At 69.8% G+C, this 18407-nt stretch carries 15 protein-coding genes; 10 read left to right on the top strand and 5 right to left on the bottom strand.

All coding sequences use genetic code 11. From position 1 onward, the window contains the following. Positions 1–1387, top strand: a 1387-nt coding sequence (locus I0C86_RS01730; protein WP_230393363.1) for a hypothetical protein, incomplete at its 5' end; no start/stop codon positions are given. 111 nt (positions 1388–1498) lie between these two features. Here I0C86_RS01730 and I0C86_RS01725 read toward each other — a convergent pair. After that, complete coding sequence (locus tag I0C86_RS01725) at positions 1499–3904, bottom strand: ATP-binding protein (RefSeq protein WP_196199394.1); 2406 nt, start codon at positions 3902–3904, stop codon at positions 1499–1501. A 181-nt stretch (positions 3905–4085) separates the two neighbouring features. Between I0C86_RS01725 and I0C86_RS01720 the strand changes: the two genes are divergently transcribed. Further along, positions 4086–4583 (top strand): hypothetical protein, encoded by a 498-nt coding sequence (locus I0C86_RS01720; protein WP_196199393.1) that lies wholly within the window; start codon positions 4086–4088, stop codon positions 4581–4583. A 121-nt stretch (positions 4584–4704) separates the two neighbouring features. Here I0C86_RS01720 and I0C86_RS01715 read toward each other — a convergent pair whose 3' ends face one another. Then, positions 4705–6561, bottom strand: a complete 1857-nt coding sequence (locus I0C86_RS01715) for an ABC transporter permease (RefSeq protein WP_323373417.1) — start codon at positions 6559–6561, stop codon at positions 4705–4707. A 149-nt stretch (positions 6562–6710) separates the two neighbouring features. Further along, entirely contained in the window at positions 6711–8150 is a 1440-nt protein-coding gene (locus tag I0C86_RS01710) for an extracellular solute-binding protein (protein WP_230393362.1), read from the bottom strand. 325 nt (positions 8151–8475) lie between these two features. Here I0C86_RS01710 and I0C86_RS01705 point away from each other — a divergent pair, with 325 nt between their 5' ends. The 6 genes from I0C86_RS01705 (at position 8476) to I0C86_RS01680 (ending at position 13944) form a co-directional block, all read left to right on the top strand. After that, the gene (locus I0C86_RS01705) at positions 8476–8691 is read left to right on the top strand and encodes a hypothetical protein (protein WP_196199391.1); all 216 of its coding nucleotides are present in this window, start codon (positions 8476–8478) and stop codon (positions 8689–8691) included. A gap of 319 nt (positions 8692–9010) precedes the next feature. Next, the gene (locus I0C86_RS01700) at positions 9011–9931 is read left to right on the top strand and encodes an ABC transporter ATP-binding protein (RefSeq protein ID WP_323373416.1); all 921 of its coding nucleotides are present in this window, start codon (positions 9011–9013) and stop codon (positions 9929–9931) included. Further along, positions 9928–10773, top strand: coding sequence for an ABC transporter permease (locus tag I0C86_RS01695; RefSeq protein WP_230393361.1), 846 nt, complete (start codon positions 9928–9930; stop codon positions 10771–10773). Before I0C86_RS01700 ends, I0C86_RS01695 begins: the two co-directional genes overlap by 4 nt. A gap of 1 nt (position 10774) precedes the next feature. Continuing rightward, positions 10775–11566, top strand: a complete 792-nt coding sequence (locus I0C86_RS01690; RefSeq protein ID WP_196199389.1) for an ABC transporter permease — start codon at positions 10775–10777, stop codon at positions 11564–11566. A 147-nt stretch (positions 11567–11713) separates the two neighbouring features. Beyond that, positions 11714–12757, top strand: coding sequence for a hypothetical protein (locus I0C86_RS01685; protein WP_230393360.1), 1044 nt, complete (start codon positions 11714–11716; stop codon positions 12755–12757). Next, complete coding sequence (locus tag I0C86_RS01680; RefSeq protein ID WP_196199387.1) at positions 12754–13944, top strand: amidohydrolase family protein; 1191 nt, start codon at positions 12754–12756, stop codon at positions 13942–13944. Before I0C86_RS01685 ends, I0C86_RS01680 begins: the two co-directional genes overlap by 4 nt. 104 nt (positions 13945–14048) lie before the next feature. Here the strand turns inward: I0C86_RS01680 and zwf are convergent, their stop codons facing one another. Further along, on the bottom strand, positions 14049–15551 hold the full coding sequence (zwf, locus tag I0C86_RS01675) for a glucose-6-phosphate dehydrogenase (protein ID WP_196199386.1): 1503 nt from the start codon (positions 15549–15551) through the stop codon (positions 14049–14051). 466 nt (positions 15552–16017) lie between these two features. Then, positions 16018–16866: a class I SAM-dependent methyltransferase gene (locus I0C86_RS01670; protein ID WP_323373415.1), complete on the bottom strand. Its 849-nt coding sequence runs from the start codon at positions 16864–16866 to the stop codon at positions 16018–16020. 249 nt (positions 16867–17115) lie between these two features. Here I0C86_RS01670 and I0C86_RS01665 point away from each other — a divergent pair, with 249 nt between their 5' ends. Further along, entirely contained in the window at positions 17116–17457 is a 342-nt protein-coding gene (locus I0C86_RS01665) for a DUF6223 family protein (RefSeq protein WP_196199385.1), read from the top strand. Positions 17458–17686: 229 nt separating this feature from the next. Beyond that, positions 17687–18407, top strand: a 721-nt coding sequence (locus I0C86_RS01660) for a condensation domain-containing protein (RefSeq protein ID WP_230393359.1), incomplete at its 3' end; no start/stop codon positions are given.

Genomic DNA, 18407 nt, shown 5'->3' with positions numbered 1-18407 from the left:
GGACGCGTGCGCCTACGGCGAAGCGAGCATCCTGCTGACCAGCGCGCTCGCCGTGATCGGTCGTACGCCGGCCCGGGACAGTCCCGGCCGGGCGGCCGGCTACGACGAGTTGCGTCTCGACCTGCTCTGCATGCTGGTCTCCGCCCAGGGCCACGCCGGCGACGTCCGCGGCGCCCGACAGTCCCGCGTGCTGGCCATCCGGCTCGCCCATCAGCTCGGCAACCGTCGCGGCCTGACCCGGGCGTACACCGCCTACGACGCCCCCACGCTGTGGACGACCAGGGAGTATCAGGAGCAGAACCAGGAACTGATCGCCGGGCTGGCGAGCACTCTCGCCCTGGTGCCGCCCGACGACCCGGTGGCCCGCTGTCGGCTGCTGGCCACTCTCGCACCCGAGACCGAGGCCACCGATGCACAACGCACCGACGAGGCCAGCGGGGAGGCGATCGAGATAGCAAACCGGCTCGACGACCCGGTGTTGCTCTGCCGGGCGCTCAACGCACGCTACCGCTACATCGCGATGCTCGGCCCCGACCGGTGGGGCGAACTCGACGATCTCGGCAAGCGGCAGCTGGACGTCGCTGTCACTCACGGGCTCACCGCGTACCGGACTCAGGCCCACCACATCCTGTGCATGGCGCAGCTGGCCCGCAACGACCTCGACCGTGCACAGTGGCACCTGGACCGGGCTGCCGAGCACGCGACCAGCGGCCAACTCGGGCTCGCGCTGGCAATCATCGGCATGTTCAAGGGCCTACGCGAGCTGATCGCCGGCCGGTTCGCCGCGGCGGAGGCCGCGTACGCCCCGATCCTCGCCGAACTCAGGCACCTCGGCAGCCCCGGCATCGACGAAGTGGACCTGCTGATCCGGTTCTGCATCGAACACGCCCGGCCCGAACCGGGCCGCCAACAACGGATGGCAGCGCTGGCCGCGCTGGCCCGTCCCGCTCACGACCGGTACGGCGACGCGGTCGCCGAGCCCTACGTACGCCTGCTGATCGCCGCCGGCCGTCCCGACCAGGCCCGCACCGTGTGGCATCCCGGCACCCCGATCCCCCGGGACCATTACTGGTTCCGCTGGACGGCTCTGCGCGCCGAGAACGCGGTCCACCTCGGTGATCTCACTACGGCCGCGGTCTGTTACCAGCAGCTTCTGCCGTGGCAGGGCCATCTGCCGGGGCTGTTGCACGCCCACATCACCCTCGGCCCGGTCGATCACACGCTGGGCGATCTGGCCGCCGCGCTGGGATCTCCGACCAGGGCGTCCCGCCACTATGCGGACGCCATGGTCGTTGCCGAACGCGTCGGCGCACCCCACTGGATGGCGCGGGCACGCGCGGCCGGCAACGACATACGGGAGCCGTCGCACGGCCGCGCCGGTGCGTGAGGCGTGCCGTGCCGTGCCGCGACCGCGTCGAACGCCTCGTGGTGAACCTCGACGGAACCACCGGTGAAGACGGCTGGGCGGCGAACACGGATGACGACCCGCGCGGCTGCTTCACATATCCGCTCCGCCAGGGCCTCCGACCGCCGACGCAACCGAGCCGGCGGTGGCGAGCCTCGCCCGGACCCCCTCCGCGTCGGGATGGTCGAGTTCGGTGAGGATCACCAGCGCCCGCCGCCACGCGGTCCGCGCCGTGCCCGGTCGGCCGGCAAGTTGGTAGCTGTCGCCGAGGTGGGTGAGCGTGCTCGCTTCCGGGTACCGCGCGCCGAGGGCGTGTAGCCGCACGACCGCCTGACGAAAGCAGGTGACGGCGCCCGGGTAGTCACCGAGATGGTGGTACGCGTAGCCCAGGCTGTCCAACGTGGCGGCCTCGCCGCGACGGTCATCGAGCCCGCGAAGCAGGGCGAGGGCCTCCTGGCAGGCGGTCACGGCTTGGGCATGGTCGCCGAGGTGGACCTGGAACCAACCGACCGCGTTGAGCGCGGAGGCCTGCCCGTGCCGGTGCCCCGCCCTGCGGTACAGCGCGAGGGCCTGCCATGTGTGGTCGAGGGCGACGGCGTACCGGCCCTGCCGTTCCCCGAGGTAGGCGAGGAGGTGGTGGTCGTGGGCCTGCCCGGCGAGGTCGCCACTGCCGGTGTCGAGGTCGAGGGCGCGTTCGAGGTGTGTTCTGGCGTCGGCGTGGCGGCCCGTCTCGATGTACGGGCGGGCCAGGATCCGGTGGGCGATGGCCGACGCGCGCGGGTCGGCGAGCCGTCCGGCGGCGAGCGCCGCCGCGCCGCCGACGGCGAGCTGGTCGGGCCAACGCCGACTGTGTTCGAGGTGGCCGGTCAGGATCCACGCGAGCCGCCAGGCGTGCCGGTCGTGCCCGCCGCCCGCGGCGTGGTCCACCGCCGCGAGCAGCACCGGAAGTTCGGCGGCGAGCCAGGCGCGGGCGGCCGCCGGTGTGCCCAGATGCTCCAGCGCGGCGCCCGGCCGGGGCGGTTCGAGGGTGACGGCGTCTCGATTCGGGTGCAGTAGCCGGTCGGCGGAGCCGGCGGTGTGCAGGTAGTGGTCGAGGATGCGGCCGGTCGCGGCCTCGCGGTCCGGCAGGGACTCCAGGGTGTCGCTCAGGTGGGTGGCGTAGGCGCGCAGCAGGTCGTGGCAGGCGTACCGGCCGGGGGCGGGTTCGGTTAGCAGGTTGGCACGGGTCAGTCCGGCCAGCAGCGGCGGCACGTCGGTCAGCGGCAGCGCGGCGAGGCTGGCGACGGCGGGCGCGGTGGTGTCTGGACCGGGATGCCGCCCCAGGAGCCGGAACACGCGCGCCGCGGCCGGGGTCAGTGCCCGGTACGACCAGGCGAACACCGCGTGGACGTCGGTGCCTGGATCGCCGGTGTTGAGCAACCCGCGCGCGTACCTGCCGTCGCGGAGCTGTTCGGCCAGCTCGCGCAGTGGCACCCGGCGGGTCGCGGCGTGGGCGGCGACGATGGCCAGCGGCAGCGGCAGCCGGGCGCACCGCGTGATGATCTCGTCGACCGCGCGGGGTTCGGCGGCGATCCGCGTACTGCCGAGCCGGCGTGCCAGCAACTGCCTTGCCTCGTCGCGGGTGAGCAGATCGACGGTGACGGGTTGGGCGCCCTCGGCGGCGACGAGGCCGGTGAGCGGATCGCGGCTGGTGACCAGGACCAAGCAGCCTGCGGCGCCCGGCAGCAACGGCCGGACCTGCGCGCCGTCGCGGGCATTGTCCAGCAGGATCAGCAGCCGTCGACCGGCTAGTTCGCTTCGGTACAGGGCAGCCAGTGCGTCCGGCTCCGGCGGGATCCGCCGGAGCGGAATGTCGAGGGCGTCGAGGAAGCGGCGGATCACCTCGGCCGGCCCCATCGCGGGCTCGGTCGGACCGAAGCCGCGCAGGTTGACGTAGAGCTGCCCGTCGGGGAAGCGGTCGGCGACCTGGTGCGCCCAGTACACGGCGAGGGCCGTCTTGCCCACGCCGGCGGTACCCCCGATCGCCGAGATCACCGCGGTGTTCGCGGCGGCGGCGTCGTCCAGCAGCGCGTTCAGCGCGGCGAGCGGACCGGCCCGTCCGGCGAAGTGGCGGGCGGCGGCCGGCAACTGCCGGGGTACCGTCGCTGGCGACGCCGGTCGGGACGGCGCCGGTAGCCGCTGCCGCGTGGCCTGCTGCAACGCGTAGTCCACCAGGGCGTACCGCGGGCGCCAGAACTCCTCGACCCCGGTGGCCACCGACAGCCGGTCCAGCCGGCCATGCTCCTGGGCGTACTGCCGACAGCCGTCGATGACGCCCCGGACGACCTCCCAGTCGGGTAGCCGTCCGATCCGGCCGTTGAAGATCGACCCCACCTGACTCTTGCCCAGCCGTACCCGCAGCGCGAGGCTGCGCAGGCTCGGGCCACCCGCTTGCGATCGAAGCAGCCGCAGGTCGTCACAGAGTTGCCGCAACAGCAGGCGGCCGTCGTCAGCGGGCACCGGCGATCCCCGGCGTTGTCCGGCGCTGTCCAGCGCATCGGACGGCTGTACCGTCGCTACCTGCCACGTGGGCCCCGGTCGTCCGCACCTGTCCGTACCGAACGCCGTTCACGCTATCGACGAACGAGGATGCCTTCAAGCACCCGATCGGAGTGCCCCGAGAAAGGACGGTCGCACGTTGATGGCTACTGGAAGACTGCGGCGAATTACGGCCGCCCTCGGCCTGCTGGCCGCGACCACGGCGGCGGCGGTCACCGTCGCGACGCCGTCGGCCGCGGCCGACGGTACCCGGATAATCAGCGGGAGTACGACCTGCACGTCCGGGATCCCCCCGGTCGGGCTGTACGTGGGCGTGGACGGTGGAGGGTGGCCGGGCGCACCCGGCCCCGGATGGCTCTCGGTGGACTCCATTTACCAGGTCCCCGGCACCCAGACCAGGGTGTGGACCAAGGTGATCCCCGCGAGCGCGACAAGCATCACGCTGGACGTGAGGTGCTATGTGAACTGGAGCGAGTACTACGGGTACATCACCTTCCCGGAGGGCACGTGGCAGGGCTCGAGCCACAGCCTGACCCCGGGTACCTCGACGATCAACTCGACGTGGTCCTGCGCCCGGCAGCCGGTCGCTCCCGGCCCATGGGTCCGCACGTGCGCCATGACGGCGATCTCGTCCGGCTGACCCGAGCCGAAGGGGCCAGGATCTCGACCTCCGGAGGCGTCCGACGCCCTTCTTCTGATCTCCACCATGAGAAGGGCGTCACCACGCTCCCACGCGGCGCGGCCGCACACTAGGAGCCAGGTCAGCCCTTCACCGCGCCTGCGGTGAGCCCCTCGGTCAGGAAGCGCTGCCCGAAGGCGTACATGATCACCACGGGAATGCTGACGAGCAGCGACGCCGCGGCGAGCTGTCCCTGCGGCACGACGTCCCCGGTGATCATCGACTGCATCCCCACCGGGAGCGTCTTGTACTCGTCCTTCGTGATGAACACGAAGGCGAAGAGGAACTCGTTCCAGGCGTTGGTCAGGGTGAACAGCGCGACCGCCAGCAGTCCCGGCTTGGCCAGGGGCAGCACCACCCGGCCGAACGCCTGGAGGCGGGTGCAGCCGTCGACCAGCGCGGCCTCCTCCAGTTCGACCGGGATCGACGAGAAGTACCCGGTCAGCAGCCAGGTCGCGAACGGAAGCGTGAACGTCGGATACGTCACCACCAGAGACCACAGCGAGTCGGTGAGCCGCACCCCGATGAGCAGCTGGTACAGCGGGATGAACAGCAGCGCGCCCGGCATCACGTAGGTGATCAGCACCGTGACGGTGAAACCCTGCGCCCCGCGGAACCGCAGCCGGGCCAGCGCGTAGCCCGCCAGGGCGGCGCAGACCAGTGCCACCGCGGTGGACGCCGCGGACACCAGCACCGTGTTGAGGTACCAGCGGCCGAAGGGCTTGGTGGCGAAGAGGTCAGTGAACTGCTCGAGGGTCCACGGCGTCGGCCACAGGTCGTTGACGCGCATGACGATCTGACCATCGGACTTGAAGGCGGTGACGGCGATCCAGTACAGCGGGACCAGGACGAAGACGAGCAACCCGGCCAGCACGACACCGGACGCCAGGCGCGACAGCAGGGACGACGCCCGGCGGTGTCCCCGGGCCTGGAACGCCGAGACCACCCGACCGACCCCCGCCGCGACCAGCAGGATCACCCCGAGGATCACCGCCGCCTTCCAGAAGATGTGTGGCGACGCCCAGGCCAGCAGACCGGTGATCGCCACGGCGATGCCCCACGGCAGCGCCTTCCGCGCCTTCCGCGCCGCCCGGGTACGTCGGGGAGGCTCCGTGCCGGCGTCCCGGCGGAGCAACCGGACCAGGACGAACACCAGCCCGCCGATGACCGGCAGCATCGCGAGCGTGACCGCTGCCCCCGCGCCGTACTGCAGTTGCAGGATCGCCTTCGAGTAGGCGACGAGCACGTACGGCGCGGTCGCGTTGCCCGGGCCGCCCTGGGTCAGCAACCAGATGAGGTCGAAGTTGTTGAACGTCCAGATCGACGACAGGGTCACCGTTACGGTGATCACGTGGCGCAGTCCGGGCAGCGTCACGTGGACGAAGCGCTGCCAAGACGAGGCACCGTCGACGGTCGCCGCCTCGTACTGGTCTGTCGGGATGGCCTTCAACCCCGCGAGGAACGCGACGGTGAAGAACGGCACCCCCTTCCACACGTTGACGAGGATCACCGACGGCATGGCCAGCGACGCCTCGGACAGCCAGCCTGCGGGCCAGCTGTCGACCAGGTGCACACTGGCCAGTATCGGCCCGATCCCCGACTCGGTGAGCAGCATGTTGACGCTGCCGAAGATCGGGTCGAGCAGGGCACGCCAACTGAACGCCGTGACCACCGTCGGCACCACCCACGGCAACAGGAGCAGCCCGGCCAGCACGGCCCGCCCACGGCGCAGATGGTGCAGCAGCAGGGCCGCGGACAGCCCCAGCACCACCTTGAACACCTCGGCGTACGCGGTGAAGACGAACGAGTTCACCACGCCCGCGCGAAACTGCTCGTCGCTGGCGAGGGCGATGTAGTTGTCCAGGCCGACGAAGACACTGTGCTGCCCGTGCCGCTCCGTCGTGCTGGTGACGACCGACCAGACGATCGGCACGAGCACGAGCCCGCCGACCAGTATGGCGGTGGGCGCCAGAAACAGTGCCGCCAGCCTCCAGTCGCGACCCAGCCGCCGTTGGGTCGCGGTGAGGGAGCCGGCCCCCGGCGGCGAGGTTGCCCCCGTCGCCGGGGCCGGCGTTGGACGAACCGATCTCACTGTGGCAGCCCCTGCTGGGTGAAGATCTGCACCATCTTCGCGTGGGCGGCCTGCACGGCGCGCGCGGGCGCCGTTCCCTGAAGGACCTGCTGCATCATGTCGGTGAGGACGTAGGCGCCGACGGCGGCCTGCTGGCCCGCGCTGGCCCTCTGCGGGAAGTTCAGGCCGTTCTTCGTGGGCAGCGGCAGCGACAGCTGAGTGATCTTGCGCATGATGGGGAACGCCGGGTCGCCGCCGGTGAAGTACGGGTCGGCGTCCCAGACCTTCTCCCAGGCGGGCAGCGCCAGGCCGGGCGCCTCCTTCGCCACCCCGAGCAGCGCGGGCGCACTGACCAGGTACTGCGCCAGGAGCTTGGCGAGCGCGGCGTTCTTGGCGCCCTTGAAGACGACGAACGCCTGGGACTGGCCGAGCAGCAAGGGATTGTCGGTGGCCGGTCCGATGCAGTCGGCGAAAACGTGGGTCCTGTCGTAGACGGGGTTCTTCTTGGTCTTGGAGTCCGCGTAGACGCTGAACTGGTTGCGGGTGTAGCCGAGGATCCCGGCGAGCCAGTTCTCGTTGTTGCTGGAGTCGGTCCAGGCGGCCACTCCCGGCGGCAGCATCGGCTTGTACTTGGGGTTGGTGTAGATGTCGCCCAGGAAGGACACCGCCTGCACCGTCTCCGGCGAGTTGAACGTGACCTTCGTGCCGTCGTTGGAGGCGATCGACCCGCCGTATGAGTTGATCAGTGCCTCGATCATGCCGTTGGCGTCGCCGGACCGGTTCACGGTCATGCCCCAGCCGAACCGGCGCTTGGCCGGATCGGAGATCGCCAGGCACAGGTCCCGCAACTCCTCCCAGCTGTAGACGTCCTTGGGAGAGATGCCCTTGTCCTGCATCCAGTCCTTGCGCAGGAAGGACCCGATCCCGATGAAGTGGTAAGGGATGGCGAACCACTTGCCGTCGAAGACGCAGTAGTTCTTGGACTCCGCGGTGGGCTCGCCGTACCTGGCCGTCAGCGCCTTGACGGTGTCCGTCACGTCCTCCAGGTCGCCCAGCGCCTGGAACTGCGCGACGAACCGCGAGTCGGTCATGAACGCCAGGTCGCGCGCCACGCCGCCCTTCACCTCGGCGTCGATCTTGGCCACCACGTCACCCGCGTCGGCCTGGACCAGACTGTTCTCGATCTTCGTCCCGGTGGTATCGGCGAACTTCTTGATCGAGCTGTCGAGCGCGGCGTTCGCCGCCTCCGAGTACAGCTTCTGCGACAGCACCCCCATCGAGGAGCCCTTCAACGACACCGCGGCGTCGAGCAACTCCTTCGGAACGTCCGCCTGGACTGGGGGTGTCGAGGTCGAGGTGCCGTCCCCGCACGCGGCCAGACCCGCCGCGCCGAGCAGCCCCACTCCCATCCCCAGAAAGCCGCGCCGGGACCGCAACGGATTGTCGTCCATGGTCATCTGCCTCCTTCGTCTCGCCTCACCGCTGCACGCCGAAGAGGGCCGGGAGGCTTGCCGCCCCCCTGTTGACACCTGCGAATCGCACACGAGGACGGATCGCCCGATCGAGTGGTCGCAGCCCGCCTCTGCCGCGCAGTCATCGGAAAGGTTGTCCCGGTGCGCGGCGGGCCTTCCCCCGACTTGCCCCGAACATGCGCGCCGCCGGCCCGGGACGTCGGCCTGCCCGGCGGTGCGCTCACCTTATACATTTCGGAAAGTCGCGCCTAGGGGTGGAGCGAAATCTGGTGAACAATGCCATTTGTAGCCATCAATCGCCCCCAGGGTCGTGGTCGCGACGCGAGCCGTCGGCGCCGCTCCACTGGGGACGACGTCGCTGCTCAATGCGGTGCCGGGGCCCGCCGAACTGGATCCGCGCGATGGTCGCGCCGGCGTCCGCGTACGGCAGCGCACGGCCGTGCTGGTTCCGGCCATCGACGACTCCGACGCTGGGCAGCAGGTCTACGCCGGACAGCGGCCGGTGCTCCGCTCCCCCGGCCTGTAGTCAGCCCCGCCGAAGCGGCTCCGCGGCCTGCTCCCGCCCCGCCTGCCGACGGGCACGGGCAGCCAAACTCGTACGACCATAATCGGGGGATCGCCATCCCACCGGGATGCCCACCCATCGACCAGAGCCACGCCGCCGCTCGGACGTCGACTTCTCCGCCTCTGTGGTTGGCCTGGCATCCGCGAAGGTGCATGATGGCTCGGTGACATTGATCCAAGCGATTGGGCTCCGCAAGGTGTTCCGGAAGCCGGACAAGGCCCCCGGGATTCGAGGGTCTCTCCGGCACCTGGTGCAACGTAGATACTCCGAGCATGTCGCCGTGGACAGCATCGACCTGTCCATTGCCGAGGGCGAGGCAGTCGCGTACGTCGGGCCGAACGGAGCGGGCAAGTCGACCACGGTAAAAATGCTCTCCGGAATCCTGGTCCCGACCGCCGGACAGGTGCACGTGGATGGTCTGGTACCGCACCGGGCACGGGTGGAGAACGCACGACGAGTCGGAGTCGTCTTCGGTCAGCGGACCCAGCTCTGGTGGGACCTGCCCGTTCGGGAGTCACTCGAGCTGTTGCGGGACATGCATGGGATAGATCGCTCACGTTATCAAGAAAGACTCGAACGTTTCGACAGTGTCCTCGGGCTTGGTGACCTGCTGCCCGTGACGGCCCGAAAGCTGTCTCTGGGACAGCGCATGCGAGCCGACCTCGCCGCGGCGCTGTTGCATGAACCCAGAGTCGTCTACCTGGATGAGCCGACGATCGGTCTGGACATCTCGGTGAAGGACCGGGTGCGCTCCTTCGTCCGCCAGTTGGTGTCCGAGGGAACAACTGTCATGCTCACCACCCACGACCTTTCAGACATCGAAGAAATCTGCCAACGTATCATCATCATCGATGAGGGACGGCTGGTTTACGATGGCAACCTGCAAGCGGTCAAGGACACCCACGTCCGGGAACGAACCATGTCCTTCGAACTGGAGGACAGCCTGCTCGGCGCCGACCAGATCGCCGCGCGCCTGCCGGGAGCACGGGTCCATCTGGAATCGAACGGCCGTGAGCTTGCCGTGACCTTCGACCGCATGACCCTCGGAGCCAGACAGGTACTGTCCGCGGTGCTGGCGGAGGTGGAGATCGTCGACATGCACATCGACGAGCCGGCCATCGAGTCGGTCGTACGCAAGGTCTACGCCGGACAACTGCAGGCGGAGCACGGCGGTGCCACGAACTCGGAGCCCATGCGATGAAGGTCGCGGCCGCTCTCGAAGCGAGGCCGCTGCCCGCCGACACGCGTATGCGCCACCTGCGCGCTTACCGAAGCATGGCTCGGACGGGTTTGAAGAGCCTCCTCGCTTACCAGACGAGTTTCCTGTTCGGCATGCTTGCCTCGACATTCGGCGCGCTGTCCATGTTGTACCTGTGGCGTTCGGTGTTGTCCGCCGGCCCACGGCACGGGTTCGATTGGCCGCAGATGAAGGCATACCTGCTGGTCGCCTTCGTGGCCGGGTCGCTCGTTTCCAGCTACACGGATTACCGGATGGCGAATCGCATCAAGCAGGGAGACGTGGCGATCGACCTGGTCCGACCCGTTGACTACCAGTGGTCGCGGTTCGCGGAAAGCCTGGGGGTCGCCGCATACGAGGCTGGTACCGCGGTCGTGGTGGCCCTCGGCGCCGCTGCGCTTCTGGGCGGCGTACCGCTGCCCGATCCGGACACCTTCGGCCTGTTCGTCGTCTCCGCGTTACTTGTGTTTCCGCTGAGGTTCGGGATCGTTTACATGAGCGGCCTCCTGGTCTTCTGGACACAGAACTATGTGGGCCTCCAGGCCGCTCGGATAGCGCTGATCACACTGTTCTCCGGGGCGCTCGTCCCGCTGGTCTTCCTGCCCGAATGGATACAGGTCGCCAGCGCGTACCTGCCGTTCGCGGGAATGGCGTCCACCCCGGCGTTGCTGTACAGCGGCTCGCTGGGCGGCGGCGCCGCGGCGACGGCGGTGCTTGTTCAGGCGGTCTGGTCCGCCGGACTGTGGTTGCTCGCGCGGGGAATGTGGTCGGCCGCGTGTCGGAAGTTGACAATTCATGGTGGCTAGGATGCGACGGACCATACGGCTGTACCGCCGACTGCTCGGCGCCCAGGTACGGGCCACGCTCGAGTACGAGGCGGACTTCTGGATCATGAGCCTCTCCGCGGTGCTCGTGCAGGGCATCGGGGTGGTGTTCCTGTGGGCGATATTTGAGAGCATCCCGGAGATCAACGGCTGGCGATTCTGGGAAGTTGTCCTCATCTACGCATTTGTCGTGATCTCGGAGGGCTTGAGCACGCTCTTCACCCAGGGAGCATGGACGCTGGCGGTGACGGTCAACTTCGGCCAACTGGACGCGTTGTTGATGCGGCCGTTTCCACCACTGCTCCAGGTACTGAGCTCCGAGGTGGGATTCAACGGCCTCGGCAACCTCGTCCTCGGAATCGGGCTGGTCGCGGCCGCAGTACGCCATGTCGACTTCACCTGGAGTCCGGGCCGTATCGCGCTTGGAGTGATACTGGTGATCGCGGCAGCCGGCGTCAAGATCGGGCTGAACCTCCTGACCAACTGCGCGGCCTTCTGGTTACGGTCGCCGTACTCGATGTTCGCCTTCTCCATGCACACCTTCGGCGAACTGGCTCGCTTTCCTATCACCATTTACGGCCTGGGTGTTCGAATTGCCATCACAGCCGTACTGCCTTACGCATTCATGAGTTACTTCCCCGCCGCAGCCGTTCTTTCGGACGGGACCGCACGCCTGCTGGGACTTCTGACGCCGCTGGTGGCGATCTACTGTCTCTGGCTCGGGGCGACCGCATTCCGGCTCGGTCTCTCGCGATACGAGAGTTCTGGCCACTGATTTTTGTACCGTCATGGAGGATGCACCGAGTGACGAGGTCCTCGGTGGTGCGAGGCCGACCGATGGGTCCCAGACTGAGCGGTGTCTCAGGTTCTCTCAGCGCCGTCAAAGGTGGGGTCGGAAGACTGCGGCCATGGTGATGGTGTCTTGAACGCTGATGTCCTTGGCCGGTCCGCAGGTGTCGCCGGCGAACCGGTGAGCAGGTTCGGGCTCTTCGCAGTGGGATGGCAGGCCGGCTACGGGCTGGTCCACCTGTGGTGGGCCGTCGACGGTCCGCCGCGTTTCCTGATGGGCAGAGAGTCCTACTTCCCCGGCCGTTGGGTTCCCGTGGTCATCTCCGCGGTCGCCATGCTCGGCTGCGCGGCCGTCGTGGCCGGCTCCCGTCGGGGACTCAGCGACGCCGGACACCACGTGCTCGCCGGCCTCAACGCCGGTGCGGGCGTCGTTCTGTGCGTGTACTCGTTTCTCTTTCCGGTCGTCATCGTGTCGATTCTGTTCGAGGGTGGTGGCACCGACAAGGTGGTCAGCCTGCTGGCCACCGGTAGCGGCGCCGCTGGTGGCATCTTCTGCCTGGTCATCGCCGCGAACGAACGACGGCTGGCCACGCGCCCGTGCAGGTCCTGTGGGCGGGTCCACGGCAGGTCGCCGGAGCGTCGGGACGAGAGGTCTCCCGGTTGGGCCTACGCCGGCGCCTACCTCGCCATCGGTGGGTTCCTGGCGCGGCTGAGCCTGTGGATGCACGACACGGTCACGGGCCAGTGGCCGTCGGCGGCGACCAGGGCGAACGGATCCTCCTTGACCGCGATGGTGGTCTTCCTCGCGCTGATGATCCTGGCCGGCACGATGCTGCCGCTGGCTCTGGCGCACCGCTGGGGCCGGCTCTGGCCGGCATGGCTGGGCCCGCTGCACGGGCGGGCGGTGCCCCGGTGGCTGGTACTCGGCGTCGGGCTGTTCATCGGAGCGAGCCTGACCGCATACTTCGGCATCGCCGGCATCACCGCCTGGATCCGCGGTGACCTCCGTGGTCCGTTCCTGCCGTTGCTACTGGAAATCGGCGGCTACACACTCTGGGGCCTCGGACTGCTGGTGGCTTCCGCGTCGTATTTCACGCTGACCAGACCCCCGTGTCCGCTGAGCGCGACAGCCGAGAGTCTGGCCGGAACGGTTCAACTTCACGGGGAGGGTCGATGACGAAGCAAGCTGTCCGGGCGGCGCGGATGTTCGACGGCGAGCGGCTCGTGGACGGCGGCGTGCTGGTCCTGCTGGACGACGGGCGCATCGCCGACGTGCACCGGGGTTGGGCCGAGGCGCCGGAAGGCTGGCCGGTGCGCGAGGAGCCGGACGCCACCCTGCTGCCCGGCCTGGTCGACGCGCACGTGCACCTCTGCGCCGATGCCGGGCCCGACGCCCTCGGCCGGCTCGCCAGGCATCCCGAGACGGACCTCGACGCGGTCGTCGAGGCGTCACTGCGCGCGCACCTGGCGGCCGGTGTCACGACCGTCCGGGACCTGGGCGACCGGCGCGACGCCGTGCTCCGATGGCGGGACCGGGAGGTACGCGACGACCTGCCGACGGTGGTGGGGTCGGGCGCGCCGGTCACCAGCGTCGGCGGGCACTGCTGGTCGATGGGGGGCGAGGCGAGCGGCGTCGACGGGATCCGCGAGGCCGTGCGCCTGCGGGCGGCGGCCGGCGCCGACCTGGTGAAGGTCATGGCCAGCGGCGGGGTGTTCACCCCCGGCACCGACACCACCCGGCCGCAGTTCACCGACCAGGAGCTGACCGCCGCGCTGACCCGGGCGCACGAACTGGGCCTGCCGGTGACCGCGCACGCGCACGCGCTCAGCGCCGTCGAGCAGGCGCTGCGCGTCGGTGTCGACGGCATCGAGCACTGCACGTGCGTGACCACGACCGGCGCCCACGTCCCCGACGAGCTCGCGGACCGGCTGGCCGCGTCCGGGGCTGCGGTCTGTGCCACGCTCGGCACCGACCCGGCCGTGGTCACGCCGCCGGAGGTGGTGGCGATGGCGGCGCGGGCCGGGCTCAGCGAGGCCACGCTGCGCGACGGCGTCGCCGCCCTGTACCGGGCCGGGGTCCGCCTGGTGGCCGGTTCGGACGCGGGCCTCGGCCCCGCGAAGCCGCACGGGATCCTGCCGGAGACGCTCGTCGAGTACGTCGCGTGCGGCATTCCCGCCACCGCCGCCCTCGCCTCGGCCACCTCGGTCGGCGCCGAGGTGTGTGGGCTGGGACGGCGCAAGGGCCGCGTCCGTCCCGGATTCGAGGCCGACCTGCTGCTCGTGGACGGCGACCCGACGAGCGACATCACGGTACTGCGCCGCCCGCTCGCCGTGTACCGCGCCGGCGACCCGGTGAGCGGATGATCGATTCCATGGGCGCCGCCTCACCTGGACGGCATCCTCCGCCTACCTGCCGACGCCGCCCGGCCGCCAGCCGGCGTCACGAACCCCGAACAGCCGAGCAGGCGTCAGAAGTCGCCCACATCGTTGCGCCACCTACGACCACTGCGGCCAATCAGGCGCTCGGCGTCGGTCGGACCCCACGAGGCGGCCTCATAGGTAGGGATCGGAGAACGGTCCTTGGCCCAGTGATCGATGATCGGGTCCACGATCCGCCAGCACTGCTCGACCTCGTCGGTACGGATGAACAGCGTCGGGTCGCCCAGCAGCGCGTCGAGTAGCAGCCGCTCGTACGCCTCCGGGGACTCCTCGCGGAACGTCTTGTCGTACGAGAAGTCCATACTCGCCGTGCGAACCCGGAACGAGTGGCCGGGAACCTTCGCGCCGAAGCGCAGCGAGATGCCCTCGTTGGGCTGGATACGCAGGATCAGCGCGTCGGCGTCCAACTCGGTGAGCTGGTCGGTCGGGATCGGCAGGTGCGGCGGCCGCTGGAACTGCAACGCGACCTCGGTGACGCGGGCCGGCAGCCGCTTACCGGTACGCACGTAGAACGGCACCCCCGCCCAGCGCCAGTTGTCGACGTTGAGCCGCATGGCCGCGTACGTCTCCGTCCGCGACAACGGGTCGACACCGGGCTCGTCACGGTAGCCGGCCATCAGATCGTCGCGGGTACCGCCACGGGTGTACTGACCACGAACGGCCAGGTCGGCGATGTCCCGGTCGGTGGGCAGCCGGATCGCCTGGAGCAGCTTCACCTTCTCGTTGCGCAGCCCCTCCGCATCGAACGAGGCCGGCGGCTCCATCAGCGAGAGCGCGAGCACCTGGAGCACGTGGTTCTGCACGATGTCGCGCATCGCCCCGGCGCTCTCGTAGAAGCCGCCACGGGTGCCGACGCCGAGCGTCTCCGCAACGGTGATCTGCACGTGGTCGACCCAGCTGCGGTCCCAGATCGGCTGGAAGATCGAGTTGGCGAAGCGCAGCGCGATCACGTTCTGGACGGTGTCCTTGCCCAGGTAGTGGTCGATCCGGAAGACCTGCGGCTCGTCGAAACTGGAGTGCACGATCGCGTCCAGCTCGCGGGCGGTAGCGAGGTCGCGACCGTACGGCTTCTCGATCACCAGTCGGGCGAACGAGCCCTCCCGGGCGCGGTTCAGGCCGGCACCGGCGAGACCGTTGATGACCGGCTCGAACGCCTCGGCGGGAGTCGACAGGTAGAACAGGCGGTTGCCGGCGGTTCCGCGCTCGGCGTCGAGCTGGTCGAGTGTCTCGGCGAGGCGCTTGTAGGTGTCCGGATCGTCGTAGCCACCGGACACGTACCTGATTCCGCCCTCAAGTTGCGGATAGTCACGCAGGCCGTTGCCGCTGAGGGCGGAGCCGGCGAACTGCTCCTCGCTCATTGCCGTACGCGCGACGCCGACCAGCGCGAACTCCCGGGGCAGCCGGCGGTGGCGGGCGAGGCTGGCCACCGCGGGGATCAGCTTGCGGCGGGTGAGGTCACCCGAGGCGCCGAAGATCACCAAGGTGGCTGGCGGGGCGTTGCGTTCGGACGTGATCTGAGGGGCGTTGTCCATGGTCTCGGTCCTCCAATCGCGCGGGTACCGGTCGACTCGCGCGAGTGTCTGAGTGTCGCTGAGAGGCACTGCCGAACACGCCGTCGACGGCTGTGGCGACGGTCACCGGCGCAGGGGCGATGCCAGTCCTAACCACTCTTGCCGCCCCCCACACAGCAAGCTTGCCAGCCTCTCCTGGTTGCCGGCCGGACAGGGGTCGGCCAGGCACCGGAACCCTCGGTGGGACGCAGTTCACCCGGCCTGCTGTCGGCCACCGAACGGCACGAGAGCGCCTGGACCGCCCGACCGCGCCGACGGAGCTGTGACCAAAGCCCCCCAGCGGGCTCGTACCTTCTACGCGACACCCCCCGGGCACGTCGTGACCGCCGTGCGCCCGGGGAGCGCGGGAGAGCACCGGCGCGTTGCGGCCGACGAAGCCGAGTCCTCGAGCCCGGAGAACGACCGCGCGGGTCGGAGTTGGCGTAGGTCAGCCAGCGGGAGCCGCGGCCCGCAGCCCGTACATCAGCGGGATTCGCGGCTCGTCGGCCGGCAGCCGCCACCAACCTCGCTGCGTGGTGGTCATTCGGCGCCAGCGCGGCCACGGCACCTCGTCGGTTTCCCGTAGCGCGGTCACCCGCAGGCCCGCGCCGACCAGCGCGGTGACCAGTTCACCGAGGCCATGTGACCACTCGTAACTCACCGTGGAGCCGTCCAGCGGCGGCCCGTCGGTGTAGCTGTGGGCGGAGTCGAGTCGGCGCGGGCCATCCCCGGCCAGATAGTCGTGCCGGAGCACCAGGTCGGTGCCCTCGTCCGGGGCCGGAACCAGGCCGAGTGCGGCCAGCAGCGGGTGGAACTCCACCACGTACATTATTCCGCCGGGTCGCAGCAGTTCGGCGACCACGCGTGCCCAGCGGTCCAGGTCGGGCACGTACACCAGAGCACCCTTGCCGGTGTAGACGACATCGAACCGGCGACCGGAAACGGCCTGCACGGCGTCGAAGACGTTGGCCCGTACGTACTCGATGTCGAGCCTGGCGTCGGCGGCGATCCGCCGGGCCGCCGCCACGGCCGCGCCGGAGATGTCGAGGCCGACCGTGCGGGCCCCCCGTCGGGCGAACGCCGCCGTCTCGGTGCCGAGATGGCACTGCAGGTGCAGCACGTCGCGGCCCGACACGCTGCCCAGGTCGGTCCACTCGAATTCGGCGAACCAGAACTCGGGGTCCCGTTGGCCGACGCCGTAGAACTCACTGGCCACGTGGACCGGGGTCCTGGCGTCCCAGTTGGCCTCAATCGCGTCCATCATGCCGCTGACGGCGTCGTCGAACCCATCGGTCACCCGTCCATCCAGCCAGAACCGGCCGAGCGTGTAAAGGACCGACACCGCCGGGCGCGGTCCGGATGACTCGTGCGAGCGAAGGAGCCGCCGTACCGCGTACGCGGTACTTCCGGACTCGCACCCGTATCCGCGGCAGCCGGGGTCCACGAACGCGGCAGCAGAACATGACCACACCGGTACGACGCCAGACGTCAGATCACCGGACAGGATCAGGCGACAGCAAGTTCAGGCCAGACGAAGGAGCACCTCATGCCCATCAACGACCTGCTCGCCGCGTCCACCGTCGCCGCGTCCACCCTGACCGGCGACCGCATCGTGGCCACCGTGGCCGCCGTGGTGGCGCTGGCCGGCGCGATCATCGGCGGACTGGCGCTGGCCCGTCCCACCAGCCGCAGCGGGAGGCGCGGGCCGGCCGTGGCCGTGGGCGCGGGAGTGGCCGGGGCACTCGTCGGCGGGCTGGTGGTGGCCACGGCCGACGGAGGACCCGGCACCGGCAACGGCATCGTCGGTGGCTACGCCGCCCTGGTGCTCGGCCTGCTCGGCGCACTCCTCGGCGGACTCGCCCTCGCCCGGACCCGCCGTATCGCCTGAAGACCGGAACGACCGGATATCCGAAATCCATGGTGGACGGTACGGTGAGGACAGCAGGACGCCTTGCCCAGTAGTTAGATCTACGCCAGTCTGCGATTCTGCATCTCCCGGCCGGGTGGGCACGAGGGCGAGCATGCGGCTGTGACCTCGAAGGTTGGGAACGTTGGAAGCCTGCGGCGCGTCCCGGGAGGGTTCCGAGCGTCGCACAGCGGCAGCACCGGAGGAAAGCATGCCCGACACACCACAGCTCACCCTCACGCCCCGGCCGCCCGTCGTGGTGCGGTTCGCCGGGCTGCGGGCCCGGGAGGGAGCGCTGACCCTCGGCCAGCTCAACATCGTGCAGTGGATCAGGGACGCCCCTGAGTCGTTCGACACGACGCTCGACGCCCTGCTGCCGCTTCCCGACGACACGCGCGTCGCCGATGTCGCCGACAGCCTCGCCGCCCTGCTCGTCCGGCATGAAGGCCTGCGTACCGTGTTCGAACTCGGCCAGCGGCAGCGGCAGCGGGTGCTGGCCAGCGGTGCGGTGCCGATCGAGATCTACGAGGTCGAGGGGACCGGCCCCGAGCCCCCGCAGTGGGGCGCCCTCGCCGCCGAGCTGGAGCGGCGGTGGCGCCCCGGTACGGCGTGCGGCCCCGGCCAGCTGCCGGTGTGGCTCGCGCTGGCGGTGCGGCACGGTCGGGTCGTTGCTGGCTGCAGCCGGATCTCGCACCTGGTCGTGGACAGGCACTCGCTGATGCTGCTGGGACGCGAATTACACGAGATGATCGGCGACCCGGGAGCGCGCCAGCCGGGTGCGCCTCGCCACCAGCCGGTGGACCAGGCCGAACAGGAAGACGGCCCCCGACTCCGCCGGCGGGTGGACCACGCGCTGGAATACCGGCAGGAGCTCCTACGCCGGATGCCGGTCTGCCCGTACCCGGCGCCGCTCGGCGACGCACCCGCCGAGT

The organism is Plantactinospora alkalitolerans (assembly GCF_015690345.1).
GTDB lineage: Bacteria > Actinomycetota > Actinomycetes > Mycobacteriales > Micromonosporaceae > Plantactinospora > Plantactinospora alkalitolerans.
The sequence above is the reverse complement of the archived record's forward strand: the minus strand, read 5'-3'. Positions and strand labels throughout refer to the sequence as shown.